This window comes from Terriglobus albidus, from assembly GCF_008000815.1.
Classification (GTDB): domain Bacteria; phylum Acidobacteriota; class Terriglobia; order Terriglobales; family Acidobacteriaceae; genus Terriglobus; species Terriglobus albidus_A.
This window is the reverse complement of the sequence record NZ_CP042806.1, coordinates 1674642-1688771: the sequence shown is the minus strand read 5'-3', so window position 1 is coordinate 1688771 and position 14130 is coordinate 1674642. Positions and strand designations below refer to the sequence as shown.

Annotated in this window: 15 protein-coding genes and 1 tRNA gene; 8 read left to right on the top strand and 8 right to left on the bottom strand. The window is 59.5% G+C overall.

All coding sequences use genetic code 11. The features are described 5' to 3' along the window. Positions 1-123: 123 nt before the first annotated feature. The 6 genes from FTW19_RS06765 to FTW19_RS06740 form a co-directional block, all read right to left on the bottom strand. Positions 124-711, bottom strand: coding sequence for a hypothetical protein (locus FTW19_RS06765; protein WP_147646912.1), 588 nt, complete (start codon positions 709-711; stop codon positions 124-126). Further along, entirely contained in the window at positions 701-1702 is a 1002-nt protein-coding gene (locus FTW19_RS06760; RefSeq protein ID WP_246153619.1) for a YheT family hydrolase, read from the bottom strand. Before FTW19_RS06760 ends, FTW19_RS06765 begins: the two co-directional genes overlap by 11 nt. Next, a complete protein-coding gene (locus FTW19_RS06755; RefSeq protein ID WP_246153618.1) occupies positions 1699-2433 on the bottom strand; it encodes a DUF72 domain-containing protein in 735 nt (244 codons plus the stop codon). The genes FTW19_RS06760 and FTW19_RS06755 overlap by 4 nt, the downstream gene beginning before the upstream one ends. Positions 2434-2465: 32 nt before the next feature. Continuing rightward, positions 2466-2541: transfer RNA gene (locus FTW19_RS06750), tRNA-His, on the bottom strand. Positions 2542-2603: 62 nt separating this feature from the next. After that, positions 2604-3173, bottom strand: a complete 570-nt coding sequence (locus FTW19_RS06745) for an HNH endonuclease (RefSeq protein ID WP_246153736.1) — start codon at positions 3171-3173, stop codon at positions 2604-2606. A 69-nt stretch (positions 3174-3242) separates the two neighbouring features. Then, a complete protein-coding gene (locus tag FTW19_RS06740) occupies positions 3243-4160 on the bottom strand; it encodes a ComF family protein (RefSeq protein ID WP_147646908.1) in 918 nt (305 codons plus the stop codon). A 169-nt stretch (positions 4161-4329) separates the two neighbouring features. Between FTW19_RS06740 and FTW19_RS06735 the strand changes: the two genes are divergently transcribed. The 5 genes from FTW19_RS06735 to FTW19_RS06715 all read left to right on the top strand — a co-directional run bounded on the left by FTW19_RS06735 (position 4330) and on the right by FTW19_RS06715 (position 9007). Next, positions 4330-4938, top strand: coding sequence for a hypothetical protein (locus FTW19_RS06735; protein ID WP_147646907.1), 609 nt, complete (start codon positions 4330-4332; stop codon positions 4936-4938). Between the two features lie 136 nt (positions 4939-5074). After that, positions 5075-7312, top strand: a complete 2238-nt coding sequence (locus FTW19_RS06730; RefSeq protein ID WP_147646906.1) for an OPT family oligopeptide transporter — start codon at positions 5075-5077, stop codon at positions 7310-7312. A 4-nt stretch (positions 7313-7316) separates the two neighbouring features. After that, positions 7317-7841 (top strand): DUF2059 domain-containing protein, encoded by a 525-nt coding sequence (locus FTW19_RS06725; RefSeq protein WP_147646905.1) that lies wholly within the window; start codon positions 7317-7319, stop codon positions 7839-7841. 316 nt (positions 7842-8157) lie between these two features. Beyond that, positions 8158-8562 (top strand): energy transducer TonB, encoded by a 405-nt coding sequence (locus tag FTW19_RS06720; RefSeq protein WP_147646904.1) that lies wholly within the window; start codon positions 8158-8160, stop codon positions 8560-8562. Positions 8563-8620: 58 nt separating this feature from the next. Further along, complete coding sequence (locus FTW19_RS06715) at positions 8621-9007, top strand: hypothetical protein (RefSeq protein ID WP_147646903.1); 387 nt, start codon at positions 8621-8623, stop codon at positions 9005-9007. A gap of 16 nt (positions 9008-9023) precedes the next feature. Here the strand turns inward: FTW19_RS06715 and hemG are convergent, their stop codons facing one another. Further along, the gene (gene hemG / locus FTW19_RS06710; RefSeq protein ID WP_147646902.1) at positions 9024-10394 is read right to left on the bottom strand and encodes a protoporphyrinogen oxidase; all 1371 of its coding nucleotides are present in this window, start codon (positions 10392-10394) and stop codon (positions 9024-9026) included. 138 nt (positions 10395-10532) lie between these two features. Here hemG and FTW19_RS06705 point away from each other — a divergent pair, with 138 nt between their 5' ends. After that, the gene (locus FTW19_RS06705) at positions 10533-11321 is read left to right on the top strand and encodes a DUF6454 family protein (RefSeq protein WP_147646901.1); all 789 of its coding nucleotides are present in this window, start codon (positions 10533-10535) and stop codon (positions 11319-11321) included. Here FTW19_RS06705 and bshC read toward each other — a convergent pair. After that, on the bottom strand, positions 11318-12916 hold the full coding sequence (gene bshC / locus FTW19_RS06700; protein ID WP_147646900.1) for a bacillithiol biosynthesis cysteine-adding enzyme BshC: 1599 nt from the start codon (positions 12914-12916) through the stop codon (positions 11318-11320). The genes FTW19_RS06705 and bshC overlap by 4 nt on opposite strands. Before the next feature lie 185 nt (positions 12917-13101). Here bshC and FTW19_RS06695 point away from each other — a divergent pair, with 185 nt between their 5' ends. Together FTW19_RS06695 and FTW19_RS06690 are read left to right on the top strand one after the other, a co-directional pair. Next, positions 13102-13716 carry an NUDIX hydrolase gene (locus tag FTW19_RS06695; RefSeq protein ID WP_147646899.1) on the top strand — a complete coding sequence of 205 codons (615 nt, stop codon included), beginning with the start codon at positions 13102-13104 and terminating at the stop codon, positions 13714-13716. Positions 13717-13862: 146 nt separating this feature from the next. Further along, entirely contained in the window at positions 13863-14081 is a 219-nt protein-coding gene (locus FTW19_RS06690) for a cold shock domain-containing protein (RefSeq protein ID WP_147646898.1), read from the top strand. The last annotated feature ends 49 nt before the right edge of the window (positions 14082-14130 follow it).

Genomic DNA, 14130 nt, shown 5'->3' with positions numbered 1-14130 from the left:
CTCGCGAATTCAGCAATATTTATCGGAGAAGGCTCTGGAGGAGTGACCAAACATGAGCAGCGGCGTTCGGAGATGGACAGTTTATGAATCGAATCGAGCTGCGCCCGAATACAGAGAAGGACTCTACGGTATTGCGTCTTTGCTGCGCATGAGAACGACGACGTCACTCAGAGCGTCTGCCCAGTGAAGGTACGCGTCGTTTGCGTCCTGTCCAACAGCCTTTACATAGAGCGAGACGGCGTAGCCTTCCTGGACCATGCCAAAGTCGGTGACGGCGGGGCGAAGGATGAACTCGAGCTTAGCCGTCGGGTGCTCCAGCTTGCCGGCAAGCCGAGTCAGGCGGTCGAGCAGCGGTGTCAGCTTGTGCGGCGAGAGGAAGGCGTTACGGTCACGCCAGAGGAGATCGATGTAGCTGGCGAAGCCCTGCGGTGCGTCTTCGGAGTCGATCAGCAGCTCCATGCGCAGAGCATCGAGTTCGGCTTCGTCCAGCTCCCAGGCATCGCACTTGGCAGTGTAGACGGGTGAGCGGGAGACGTTCAGCGAGCGCAGCGCATGCAGCAGGGCAGCGTGGTCGTCGGCCTCTGGAATCGAGTCCAGCGCATCCGGATCATCCCGCAGATCTACAAAGGCGTGAGCCGAACCTTCGGCCTGCCAGGGAAGGACGAGTACCGGATCGTGCTGCCCGGTCTCGGTCGACCACTCAGCGAGCATGTGCCTCCTGCGGGATGTGCACGTGCTGTTGCAGAAAGGCAAGTGCTGTGTGCTCGGCCCAGTAGCCATCGTAACTTTCACCAGGCTCGGCAAGGAAGGCGCAGTGGCCGCCGTGAGCAGTCTCGATGAAGGTGATGTTCGGGTTTGCAGCAATGACGGCGCGAGTCTCCGGTGTAATGCGGATGAAGGGATCGTCAGCGGCGTGCAGGATCAGCGCCGGTACGACGATGCGATCAAGAACCCGGGCTGCCGCGGCGCGATGATAGTAATCGTCCGCGCCGGTGAAGCCGCAGTACGGCGTCATCACGTGCTCATCGAAGTCGCGGATTGAGCGAACGTTGTTTGCTCGTGACGGGTCGTAGATCCGCGGAAAGAGCTCACACTTCCGCTGATAGCGCGCCAGCAGACCGCGCAGGAACTTCCACTCATAGACACGGTTGCGGCCCTGGTGAAGACGATCGGCTGAGGGACCGAGATCGATCGCGGGAGAGACACCGACGATCGACTGCAATTCGGGCATCGAGCCGGCGAGTTCTCCAGCAAGCTTGAGCACAATGTTGCCGCCCATCGAGTAGCCGATCAGGCTGATGCGCTGCGCGCCATGCGTGCGGACAGCCCAGCGCATAACCTCCAGCATATCGATGGAAAGGCCGGAGTGATAGAGCGTCGATGTCAGGTGCTCCGTACCGCCGCAGTTGCGCATGTTCATGCGGATAACAGACCAGCCAGCGGCCCACAACTTGGACGCATTGCCACGCATGTACTGCGAATCGGAAGAGCCTTCAAGACCATGCAGCAGAATAGCCAGAGGAGCATCGGGAGATGGCTGCCAGTTGCAGTGGCACAGGATCTGTGTCTCGGGTTCGGTCTGAATATAGGCGGCTTCCGAGGCGGGAAGGTGCGGATCACGCTTCAGGAAGTTGCCGACCAGCGTCTGCAGATCGCCGTGCCACACCCAGCGACGCGGTTTGAAGTGCCTGCTGTGACTCACTGGGATGCCGCCTGTTCCAGCAATGAGGCGGCCGCCAGCACACCTGCCGGTTCATCCTCGTGCTTGAAGTAAGCAAAGACATCGCGCGTCTGCGTTAACTCAGCGAAGTGAGTCTTGTAACGCGGCAGATCGTCGGCAGTGAAGTGTGCCGGATTGCGTAGGCGGAAGAAGGTGAAATCCGCCGCGGTGTGAACCTCGGGCGTGACCAGGTCTTCGCTTTCGGCGACGCAGAGCGCCGCGTTGTGGCTGCGCAAGGCGTCGTAGGTGGCATCGGCAAACCAGCTCTCGTGGCGGAACTCAAAGGCAACGCGATAGTCCCGCAGGGTGGGCAGATCGAGAAAGGCGTTGAGGCGGTCGAGATCTGCCTTGAAGTTCGGAGGAAGCTGAAAGAGCAGCACGCCGAGCTTTTTCGCAGCGTAGGCATGTGCAAGGGAGCCGGTGAAGGCATCGACCATCGAGCTGCAGTCGCGCAGGCGCTTGATGTGTGTAATGGTCTGAGGAGCTTTGAAGCTGAAACGGAAATTCTCCGGCACGGCAGCAACCCAGCCGGAGACCATGGCGTTGGTGGGCAGCGCGCGAAAGGTATAGTTCACTTCCACGGAGTTACAGCGGGTCCCGTAGTACGGGAGGAACTGTTTCGCGGGAGTCTTGGCGGGATAGAAGCCTGGTTTCCAGGTGGGATAGGCCCAGCCCGAGCTGCCTGTGTAAAGCGTATGCGGGAAAATGGGCAATTCGCTCAAGGCGCGCAACGAAAAGGTGTGTTTGGGGCGGCTAGAGGGATTTGAACCCTCGACATCGGGTGCCACAGACCCGCGTTCTAACCCCTGAACTATAGCCGCCGTACCTCTGCAATTGTAGCAAAGGACGGCGGCCGGTGCCTGTGGGTGCCAGCGTGAGCTGACTAGTAATAGAGATACTTGCGCCAGTTGGCATCACTGGAGCCGATCATGCGCATGATGTGCCGGCTGGTGTGCAGGCTGAAGGGGCGGGGCTCACGCGCCAACTTCATGTCCGTGAGCTCGTGCAGCAACGAGTTTCCCTTCCTGCGGTTGCAGGTGTGGCAGCAGGCGACCAGATTCTCCCAGGTGGAGGCGCCGCCGCGAGAACGCGGAACGACGTGGTCGAGCGTGAGTTCGCCCGCCGTAAGCACGATGCCACAGTACTGGCAGGTATTGCGATCGCGCAGAAGGATGTTCTTACGCGAGAGGGCGCGGGTCTGGTGCGGGATGCGGCGGTACTCCAGAAGGCGGATGACCGAGGGCATCTCCACCTTTACACGGGCGGAGTGCAGCTCAGTTCCCTGTGCCTCTTCGGTGCGGGCGACTCCCTTGAGCACCAGCACCAGGGCCCGGCGGGCACCGCAGATGTTGATCGGCTCATACGAAGCGTTGAGCACCAGCACAGGGGTCTGCAGCGGTGAGGATCCCCGTGTGCGTTCCGGGGCATGTGCCGGCCCCAGACCGTGTTGCATGGTGTGACACTTCGCCAGTGATTTCTGCTTGCGCGCCTTGCCGTGCATTTGTGTGTTTCCTCCGCTGCGTTAGATCAAACCCTGATTCTGTTGCAAACTCCCTGTCCCCGCGATCGATTGCATGGGTCTTACTAATCCTGTCCATGGCACCGCCACATCACGTTGTGTACGAGCCAGCGTGGCGACGCATACGCTGGCCGCACCTTCCTGCCGCAGAATGCGTGCGCACTCGCGCGCGGTAGCGCCGGTGGTGTAAATGTCGTCGATCAGCAGAACGTCCTTTTCCGCGATAGCCGCTTTGTCCCTGACCGCGAAGGCCCCGCGAAGGTTCTGCCGGCGTTGGCGCGGCGTGAGCAGGTACTGGTTCTCCGTCGATTTCACGCGGTGCAGCGCGTCGGCGATGCGCAGGCGGAAGTTGTAGCGGCGATTCAGCACACGGACGACCTGTTCGGCGAGAAGTAACGACTGATTGAAACCGCGCTCAGTCAGGCGGTTGCGGAAGAGCGGCACCGGCACGACGATAGCGTTGCGGGAGAGGCCAGGCATCTGCCGAACCTCTTCGGCAAGCTTTTCGCCCAGCAGGCGCGACAACACCGCCACACGTTCGAACTTGAAGAGCCCAACCATTTCACGCAGCGCTCCGGTGTACTCACCAAAGGCCACGGCCTGGGCAAAGGGCGGCGGAGAGAAGCGGCAGACTCTGCACAAAGGAGCGTCTTCAAGACGGATCGACTCAAAGCCAAGAGCTTCTCCGCACAGGGCGCACATGGAAATTGTCTGGGGAACCAGGAGTCCGCGGCAGGCATCGCAGACCGGCACGCGGGAGGCGCGCAGCAGGGGTTCGCGGCACACGCGGCAATCAGAGGGGAAAAGAACGGTGGAAAGGCTGTCGGCCAGGTTTCGACCGGGCGGCGCATCACTTCGCCCAAGCACGTGACTTCGCAGGTAGCGGACGCGTGCGCGCCACCGTTCCACACCGAGTTTCATGTCCGCAGCCTGACTGAAGACGCACCTCGATTGGCCGGCGCAGGTTGAAAGAGGTTACATCTTGCGCCAGTTGGTCGCAGTATACCCATAGGTTGTGCGGTAACGCCAGTCAATATCTTGAGAAAGATAGGAACCACCAAGGATGCAGGCACTTAGAATGAGGCCACACATGACCCGTTCTCAGTTCCTATGGTGTCTCAAGTTGTTGGGATATTGGCTGCTTGCCTATGTCGCGATCCAGGTCGAAGCGCCGGTCCGCTACGTATTGTGGTGGATGCTGCGAAGCGGAGGCCGTATACACGAGCCCCTGGGGCTCTTCAATACCCGTACCTATCTCCTCTTTCAGATTGTCTGGGGTTGCTTTCTGGGTCTCTTCCCTCTACATCGAGTTGTGGATGTCTTCTGGGTGATGTTTGGGCGGTTCCGCCGAGCGCCCGCACCTGAAGTTGATGAATGGAACTGGCACAGACCCATCCTGTGGGCATGGGCTCCAACCACGGCTATTTTTCTGCTGCGCTTCCTCTCCTTTCATGGGCACGAAGAATCAGTATTTGGCGGCAACGTGGGAATAACTCGCTGGCAGTACTTCTTCTCGAACTACATGCTGGAATGGCAGAGTCCGACGGATCCGCTAACACTCGTCTGGATAGTTAACCGCCTCGCAATAACCGGGCCGATGCTGCTGACCATTGCATATACGGTTACGGTTCATCTCCGTCTTCGGATACAGGAGAGATGGCTATTGTCAAAAGCGACGAGCGAGCCACCAGCTATTTAATCAACCTGTTCGAGGCCGGCATCACTTGCCCTCATACCGACAGATTTGTTTCGTACACCATCTGTCCATCGAGCAAACCGAATTGATCCATCGACTTCGCTGATACACTCCTGCTCAACATAAGGATTGCTCATCGATGGCTCTCGACAACTTCCGTCCCTTTGTTCCTGCAAACGAAACCCGTCCTGAACTCACTCTGCGCGCCCTGTTGATCGGCGCGCTTTTTGGTGTGCTCTTCGGCGCGGTCACAGTCTATGTCGGCTTAAAAGCAGGACTCACAGTCGCGGCTTCGATTCCCATCTCGGTGCTCTCGATCTCGATTCTGCGCGCCTTCGGACGGTCATCGATCCTCGAGAACAATATCGTGCAGGCGACGGGAAACGCGGGGCAGTCGATTGCCTCGGGTGTGATCTTTACCTTGCCGGCACTGATCTTTCTTGGCTTCGATCTGGAGGCTGCGCGCATCTTTGCGCTGGCGCTCTTCGGCGGATGGATTGGTGTATTGTTCATGATTCCTCTGCGGCGGCAGTTGATCGTGGAGGAGCACGGCACACTGACCTATCCCGAAGGAACGGCGTGCGCCGATGTGCTGATCGCAGGCGAGAAAGGCGGAAGCTTCGCATCGCGGATCTTCCTTGGCCTTGGCCTGGGTGGCATTTACACGCTCTTCCAGAATGAGAACCTCTTTGGTTTGTTTCCGGGAACGCCGAACTATCAACCCGATTATGGGCCTCAGCATCTGCTGCGTGGATCGGCGATTCGCGCCGATGTTACACCGGAATACCTCGGAGTCGGCTACATCATCGGAATCCGCGTGGCGGCGATCATGCTGGCCGGCGGCGTTTTTTCGTGGCTCGTGCTGATGCCGGCGATCGTCTTCTTCGGCGGACATCTGCAGGGGCCGCTCTATCCCGGCACGGTGCCGATCATGCAGATGTCGCCTTCGGACCTGTGGCGAACCTATGTTCGTCCGATGGGCGCCGGAGCGGTAGCCTGCAGTGGCCTGATCACGCTGTTGCGAACGGCTCCTACGATTGTCAATGCGTTGACCGCGGGCTTCCGGAAGAAAGGAAATACGGCTGCGGTTTCGGACGAGGAGAAGGCAAGCCGCGTCGAACACGACATTCCGATGAAGTGGGTCGGGCTGGGATCGGTGGGGCTGGTCGTGCTGATGGTGTTGTTCCTGCAGTTGAAGCCGGTGCCGGGAGCGCAGGTGGGTCTGCTGGCGAATATCGCGGCGGCGATCCTGGTGGTGATCTTCGGATTTCTGTTTGTGACGGTGAGTTCGCGCATCGTGGGTATCGTCGGCTCGTCGGCGAGCCCGGTAAGCGGCATGACCATTGCAACACTGATGGCAACAGCGGCAATCTTCCTGGTAAAAGGATGGACGGCGCCCGCCTTCGGAGCGCTGGCGATCACGGTTGGCGGCATTGTCTGTATTGCGGCGTCGAATGCGGGCGATACCTCACAGGACCTGAAGACCGGCTTCTTGATCGGAGCGACTCCGTGGAAGCAGCAGGTGGCGATCATGGTTGGCGTGATCGTCTCAGTCTTCTCCATCGGAGCCACGCTGAATGCGATGAACACCGGCCTGGAGACCTTTCAGAAGATGCCGACGCCGCGCGTGCTGGATCTTGGTGCGTTACCGCAGGGAGTTTCCAGCAACGGCAACTTCACCCGCACGCATATCGAGGTGATGAGCCACGATGCCGCAGGTCACCAGTCGAAGCAGCCGCTGGAAGGGACCCGCAGCTACATTCTGCTGAACTCCATCGGATCGTCGGTGCTGGAGGATGGCAAGTATCTCTATAACCCTGCGACAGGGCAGGCGGAGATCCAGTGGGTACAGGGCATCGGCAGCGAGAAGGCGGCAGCGCCACAGGGACGTCTGATGGCGACGGTCATCAACGGCATTCTGTCGCGCAAGCTGGCCTGGGGACTGGTGATGCTGGGCGTGGCGCTGGTGATCGTGGTGGAGCTGCTCGGCGTCCGCTCGCTGACCTTTGCTGTGGGTGCGTATCTGTCGATTGGAACGACACTGGCGATCTTTGTCGGGGGTCTGGTGCGTTGGATGGTGGAACGTGCGCTGGAGAAACACCGCGCTGCGAATCCAATCGCAGGCGATGAACTGGCTTCGGAGGAGATTTCTTCGGGTTCGTTGTATGCATCGGGATTAATTGCCGCTGGCGGAATCGTCGGTCTGCTGGGCGTATGCGTCAAACTGTACGAGAATCTGAAGGAGACGACGATCTGGCGCTTCCCAGAGTCGAACCCGCTTCACAATGACTGGGTTTCGGTGATTGGATTCGCACTCCTGGCCTTCTCTCTCTACTACTTCGCCCGTAAACCACTGGAACAGAAAAAGGAGCAGTAACCCCATGCGCAAGATTCTTATCGCCGCCACAGCCATGCTGCTCGCATTTCCCCTTTCCGCGCGAGCCGATGAAGCCAGCAAACGGGCCAAGATCGAACAGATGCTGACCGTGCTGAAGATGGAAGACAACTTCAATCTCCTGATGAAGCAGGTCGAGCAGCAGGGACGGCAGATGGGGATGTCGATGACCAACCCGTCACAGTTGACCGAGGCCGACAAGAAGATTCTGGACAACTTCATGACCAAGCTGATGGCCGCGATGCAGGAGACAATGGGATGGCAAAAGCTGAAGTCAGAGTTCATTGATCTTTATGCCAAGGCCTACACCGAGGAGGAGGTCGACGGCATTCTGACCTTCTATAAATCTCCCGTGGGTCAATCCATGCTCGCCAAAACGCCGCAGTTGGTGCAGCAGTCGATGGCCATCAGCCAGACGCACATGAAAGAGATTCAGCCGAAGCTGGAACAGCTCACCGAAGAGTTGAAGAAGGATCTGGATGCCGCCCACGCGGCGAAGCCGAAGTCCTAAAGGGCAGTTGCTGGTTCCTGGTTGCTGGATGAGGGTCTCGCGTAAGCGAGGCCCTTGTTTTTTTGCGGACGACGTCTCCCGCGGCTTGTAGCGGCTTACGGGAAGTGCGTGGTCGGACCTTCCATCGAAAGATCGCGCGCTCTCAGAAATTTCTTCGCAAGCCTGACTTTCACTCTCTTCGAACGCATGCCGTAAGTCATTGATTTTTCGTTGGCATGAAGCGTCTCAAATTATTTTCGAGAAATAAGTTGACAATCATGATCGATATATCTCATAGTGGTTTTGGCAACTAACAACCTTTTGCCAGGAGATAGCCATGAAGAAGTTTCTCGCAGCCAGCATCGCCCTCGTATCCGTAGCCGCCAACGCTCAGTTGATGCCGATCACGGACGGTTTCCTGGCCCGTGCTATCGCTCCTGCCGCAATTGCCAGTGCGACGGGCGTGGCCAAGCCGGTCAACGCCGCCATCGCCCTGGTTCCTCCAGTTCGTCAGAGCCAGCTTGATGCTTCCAATATCGCAGCAGGCGCTGCCGGTCTGGTGACCGCGCACTTCACGGTCGACACCAACGGAGTTCCGCAGGACATCATGTTGGACCGCTCGATCAGCCCCTCGGTCGATGCCCGCATCATCAAGGCCGTCTCTGCTCTGCGCTACACGCCGGGCTCGCTGCACGGCGAAAAGATTGCTTACCCCGTTGCTCTCTCGCTGAACCTCAAGTAACGCGAGTTTCTGCCACCCACTCACTCTCTGAACTCATAACCCTGTCAAAGGAGACAAGATGCGCAAACTGATCGCAGCAAGCCTGTTCGTTCTTCCCACCCTGATGCACGCCCAGCAGAGCCCGGTTCGTGCCGAGGCGCCGAAGATGATGGCCGCTGCCGCGGCTGTGGCTCCGAAGGTATCGACCTTCACCGGAATCATCGCCCCCAAGCGCATCACTGACATCGACCGCGCGGTCTTCGTCGGCCTGACCTCCGCCCAGCCTGTGGTTGCTAAGTTCAACGTCGACGCCCAGGGTGTACCGCAGAACATCGTGGTCGAGGGCACGAACGAGGCCGCTGCCGCGAAGGTTTCGGACGCCGTCTCCAAGCTGCGCTACCAGGCCGGTAAGCTGAACGGCCAGAGCTACGAGTTCCCGATGGTTCTGAAGTTCGACCTCCGCTAAACCGGAGCTTCTCTCCTTACATCGAGGCTGCCCATTGGGCAGCCTCATTTGCTTGGCGCACTAGATCAGGCAGGCCCACACCGTGATACGCGTTACCCAGCAGCCGTAACCCGCTCAGCGAGGCGACTTGCTCTTCCAGAGCAGCGACGCGTTCGCGATGCCCGACCTCATACTGCGGCAGCGATGCGGGCCAGCGCCGGACGAGGCTGATGGCCGGCTCCGGCAACGGATGACCAAGGATATTGGTGAGCTCATTCATCCCCAGACGGACAAGGACAGAGTCGGGCAGATCCATCAGGTCTTCGTCGGCGAAGAAGGCGCGCAATACGCGACCCTGATCCGGCGCACGATGGGCAAACTTCTGGTCGACAAAGGTGGCTGCAAGCAAGCGGCTCTCGCTGGAACCCTCTGGCACCAGGAAGCCGAAACCCGAAGGCAACGGGAAGTGTTCGCGGAAGGCGAGCGCGATGATGATGGCCGAACTGGAGTCACGAGGAAGAAGCTCCGCGGCGCCGGGCAATAGCGATGTCAGCAGAGCGGAGGTCTGCTGCGGCGGAGTTGCGAGCAGCACCGTGTCAAAAGATGCCTGGCCATGCCCGGCCTGCACCTTCCACCCATTCCCAGTGTGTGTCAGAGCTGTCACTGCTTCGTGTAAGCGGAGAGATGCCGGCGGCAGAGCAGCACTCATGCGTTCTATAAGCCCACCAAGTCCGCCGCGCAGCGATGCGAAGAGTGAGGCGCCGCTACGTTGGCGCGCTGCCAGCCCGGCGATCAAAGAACCGTACTCGCGTTCGAGGGCGACGAAGGGAGCCATGACAGCATGGACGGAGAGCTTATGAATGCTGCCTCCGAAGACTCCGGAGAGCAGAGGCGCGGCAAGTTTTTCGGCGACCTCCTGGCCGAAGTGCCGAGCGACGAAAGCGGCAACAGACTCGTCTTCGCCCGCGTGGGCTATCGCATACTCCTTCAGCTCCGCGGCCCGCGTGGGCTCCTGCAGATAGGCACGTTTGGCCTCTTCGGAAAAGAGAGAAGAACTTAGCAGCGAGTCTATGCCCGCCTGCCCCTGCGGCACAATCATGCGCATGTGTTCGGGCATGGGAACGAGCGTTCCCTGCTGCAAGACATAAGTGCGCCGGTTGTGGTCGTTGGAAGGAATAATCTCGTCGCCGAGACCGAGTTCGATGGCGAGCTCGCGCGCCCAGGGTTTCTCAGCAACCCATGAGTCGGGACCGCACTCGATCACAAAGCCGTCTTCGCGATGAGTCTCGACGATACCGCCGAGACGCGTCCCTGCCTCGAAGAGAGTACAGTCCACGCCGAGACGATGCAGGCGGTAAGCAGCGGTGAGGCCGGAGATGCCTCCGCCGATGATGGCAATCTTCTTCACTCAGGCTGATTGTAGAGGGCCAAAGGCCCACTTGGTGTGCTGGTGATCACCGTGCAATCTTCCGAAGATGATCCGCGGGTTATTCTGTCGCAGGCTATCGGCGTGGAAGAAGCGGATAGCTCGTGTGATAGGAGAGACATGTTGCGAGCAACTGGTTGTCTGATTTTGAGTTTGGTTTTTGCTGTGCCTGTCTTTGCGCAGTCCACACCTTCTGTCCAGGGCGTGGAGAACGCCCGGCTGATGGAGACGTTGCCTCTCGACGGCACGCTCTTCCATGTGCAGGGCGTCGATCTCGATGCGGAGCACATCTGGGTGACCTCGGTCGACATTACGCAGAAGAAGGGATATCTGCATCAGTTCAGCCGCAAGACTGGCCGCTTTGAACGGCAGGTCGAGGTGACCGACGGCCCCCGGTTTCACCCGGGAGGATTTTCCATCGCGGGCGACTCCATCTGGGTGCCGGTTGCGGAGTACAAGCCGCACAGCACGGCGATACTGGTAGAGCTCGACAAGCGCACGCTTGCGGTGAAGCGAAAGCTCTCTGTCGCCGATCACATCGGTTGCGTCGCCGTAACCGGCGACAGCCTGATCGCGGGCAACTGGGGAAGCCGTCAGTTGTATGTTCTCGCTATGGACGGACGGCAGCTTCGCGTGATCGATGTTGCCTCGAATAACCAATATCAGGACATCAAGTTTGTGGATGGAAAGCTGGTTGGCGGAGGAAACCTGACGAAGACGACCGGAGCCGTCGACTGGTACGCGTGGCCCTCGATGCAACTACTACGCAGTGTGGCGACAGGCACAACAGACCGGGGGAAACCATACTCCGGCGAGGGCATGGCACTGAAGGGGAACGATCTCTATCTCGTGCCTGAAGACGGACCGAGCCGGATCTTCCATTTCGTGCTGGGGCCAACCAGCAACTAAAGAAAGATCGCCTTGTGGCCGCTACACTCCTGCCCGGCATGGCTGACGATTTCGGCCGGGAAGTCGTCGCCTGTGCGGGCGAGGAACCAGGTACCGGCGACAGCGCGCTCCTGCACGTGACCTTCCGGGAAGAGGTTCAGCGTCACGGCATCCGCATGCTTGCGCAGCGAAGCGTTCTTTTCCTGTTCAAAGCGTGCAGACATACGGCGCAGCCGATTCATCTGGTAGCGCATCTTCGAAGCGGAGACCTCACCAGACCTGGCCAATTCACCATCGACCGACTGCATCCATCCCAGCAGCGCATCCAGCTCGCGGTCCAACGCATTGCCTGCGGCCTGCAGCCTTTTCTTGCCTTCGACCGGCATAGCTCGCGCACCCAGGCGAAGCGCCAGATCGTCTGCCGACGAGAATGCTTCCTTCAGCCCGAGCTCATGCTGATCCATCACCTTGGCAATCGCCGGCTCCACCAGCGTGGCGGACATACGCGGAAGGACCGTCGTGCGACGCCCCAGGATGGTGTCATACAACACGCCTGACTGTGCAAAGTAGGCGATCTCCGCCGGCCCGCCAATATAGGCTGACGTCGGCAGAATCTGATCCTGAAAGACTGGACGCAACAATGCGTTGGGGCTGAACCGCTCCGGAGATGCCAACAGCAACGCCTTCAGCTCTTCGGTCGTGTAGGAGACATGACCGGCCTTCCATGCGCCATCCTTATGACGCAGCGCATGGCGTTCGCCCGTCTGCTCATCAAAGAGGAAGAGCAGGCTGCCTTGTTCCGGCAACAGGACTTGTGCGTGGTAGCCAGCATCGACCAGTGCCTGAGAACGTGCGCGGACTGCAGCCTCCAACTCCTCGGCCTGTTCGATCGCCGCCAGCAGCACGGGAGAGCCCAACTCATGGTAGCCGCGCTCGGCGGCATCGATCGTCAGCAGCCCCTCGGCCGCAAAGATCTCGCGTAACAGCCCAGTGAACGCCTCGGCCAGTGTCTTGCCAGGAGCGTAGTGACGCTTCAAGGTCTCTGTAATCGGAGCCCAGGCAAGCAGCTCCGTTGCCTGCTCTACCAGTTCCGTAATCTCTTCCGGCAGCACTACACCGCCGACAGCGGTATTGCGATGGACCAGGCTCTTCAGCCGCAGTGTTTCAGCCGAATTCTTGGTCAGCAACAGAACTTGATTAACTTCGTCGAGGTCGTGATCCTCGGTCGCCGGCCAGAAGATCGGCACATGCGGGACTCCGGCCTCAGTCGCTTCCTTTGCCCTGCGAACCGCGGTCGCCGCCTTGAAGAGCGTGTACAGCGGTCCACCGAGGATGCCGACCTGCTGCCCGCTCACAACCACACCAGCGCCGTCACGCAGCATCTCCAGGTGCCTGCGGGCTGCCGGTGAAGGATCGGGGTTCTGGGACTCCAGCAGCGAGACCAGGCGGGCGCGATGCTCCGGTGTCAGCTCGGGCGCCTTATCGCGCCAGGCCGTATCGGCCGGATGGCCGCCGAAGCTCTCAGCAAGAATGGGATTGTCCCAATGGGCAAGATACTCGCGAAACAGACGCGAGACGCCGGGCAGCACCGTGATGGGGTAACACTCAGACCGCATGGAGATTACTCGTGCAGAGGCACACAGATGAGTCTCGCATACCGACACGATCCGTTTTCCAAACTTTCACAGTAAAGAAGAGACGTTCGCCGTACGAGTTTTGTCAGCTGGTGCGTCATAAATTCGCGTTGCACGGTTAGATTCATCAGCCCGCCCCGGCGATGCAGAGTGTTAGGTTTAGTTTTATGGCGACCAAAACATCCGCGAAACGAACACCCGCGAAAAAGGCTCCGGCGCGACGTTCCGGCAAGGCAAAACTCCTCGAACAGAAGCTGGCGTACGATGGTCCGCTCTTCAAGGTATGGTCTGAAACCGTAGAGGAGCCGGGCGGCATCGTCTCCAACCGGGAGATCATCCGTCACAACGGATCGGTCGTCATTCTCGCCGTCGACGACCGCCAATCAAAGCGTGATCCCTACATCATCATGGAGCGGCAGTATCGTCAGGCGGCGCAACAGTTCCTGCTGGAGCTCCCCGCCGGCCGGCGTGAAGCTGACGAGAAGCCCTTGGCCGCCGCGAAACGCGAGATGATCGAGGAGACCGGCTACCGTGCCCGTACCTGGAAGAAGCTGGTCCGCTACTACGCCAGCCCAGGTTTCCTGGGTGAGTGGATGGAGATCTACCTCGCCACCAATCTGACCGACGGTGAGGCCCAGCCCGAAGACGATGAGAAGATCGAAATCCTTCGCATCCGTCTGTCTGAATTGTTGAAGATGCGCAATGAAGGCCAGATTCACGACGGAAAGACCATCATCGGCATCTCCATCTACGAAGCGCTGCGGCGCACCGGCAAAGCCTAGACATCAATCCACTCTCAGGCGGGAAGGCCACTTCCCGCCCGTTGTATTCCCTCAGAAAACCTTCCTGCCCCTCATCCGCGTCATACCGATCACGCGCGGGTTCATTCGTTCCCGAGCAGACTTCCCTCCCGCGAGGTTCGACGAACGTGGCACATTACAAGGGCAAAGTGAAGTGGTTCAATAACGCGAAGGGCTACGGGTTCCTGGGCCGGGACGATGGCCCGGACGTGTTTGTCCACTACAGCTCGATTCAGCTTGAAGGTTATAAGAGCCTCAAAGAGGGCGACGAGGTCGAGTTCGACATTATTGAAGGCCAGAAAGGCCCCCAGGCCGACCAGGTCACACGGCTAAAAGAAGCGTCCTAGCCGACGAGCAGAGTTTTCTCATAGCTGTACCGCACGGTGCATACTAGCG

What these genes read in the sequence shown, in the direction of transcription:
- FTW19_RS06715 (WP_147646903.1), top strand. Translation starts at nt 8,621, where the DNA reads ATGCGCAAACTGATCGCAGCAAGCCTGTTCGTTCTTCCCACCCTGATG.
- bshC (WP_147646900.1), bottom strand. Translation starts at nt 12,916, where the DNA reads ATGCGGTCTGAGTGTTACCCCATCACGGTGCTGCCCGGCGTCTCGCGT.
- FTW19_RS06720 (WP_147646904.1), top strand. Translation starts at nt 8,158, where the DNA reads ATGAAGAAGTTTCTCGCAGCCAGCATCGCCCTCGTATCCGTAGCCGCC.
- FTW19_RS06725 (WP_147646905.1), top strand. Translation starts at nt 7,317, where the DNA reads ATGCGCAAGATTCTTATCGCCGCCACAGCCATGCTGCTCGCATTTCCC.
- FTW19_RS06695 (WP_147646899.1), top strand. Translation starts at nt 13,102, where the DNA reads ATGGCGACCAAAACATCCGCGAAACGAACACCCGCGAAAAAGGCTCCG.
- FTW19_RS06765 (WP_147646912.1), bottom strand. Translation starts at nt 711, where the DNA reads ATGCTCGCTGAGTGGTCGACCGAGACCGGGCAGCACGATCCGGTACTC.
- FTW19_RS06745 (WP_246153736.1), bottom strand. Translation starts at nt 3,173, where the DNA reads ATGCAACACGGTCTGGGGCCGGCACATGCCCCGGAACGCACACGGGGA.
- FTW19_RS06730 (WP_147646906.1), top strand. Translation starts at nt 5,075, where the DNA reads ATGGCTCTCGACAACTTCCGTCCCTTTGTTCCTGCAAACGAAACCCGT.
- FTW19_RS06735 (WP_147646907.1), top strand. Translation starts at nt 4,330, where the DNA reads ATGACCCGTTCTCAGTTCCTATGGTGTCTCAAGTTGTTGGGATATTGG.
- FTW19_RS06740 (WP_147646908.1), bottom strand. Translation starts at nt 4,160, where the DNA reads ATGAAACTCGGTGTGGAACGGTGGCGCGCACGCGTCCGCTACCTGCGA.
- FTW19_RS06705 (WP_147646901.1), top strand. Translation starts at nt 10,533, where the DNA reads ATGTTGCGAGCAACTGGTTGTCTGATTTTGAGTTTGGTTTTTGCTGTG.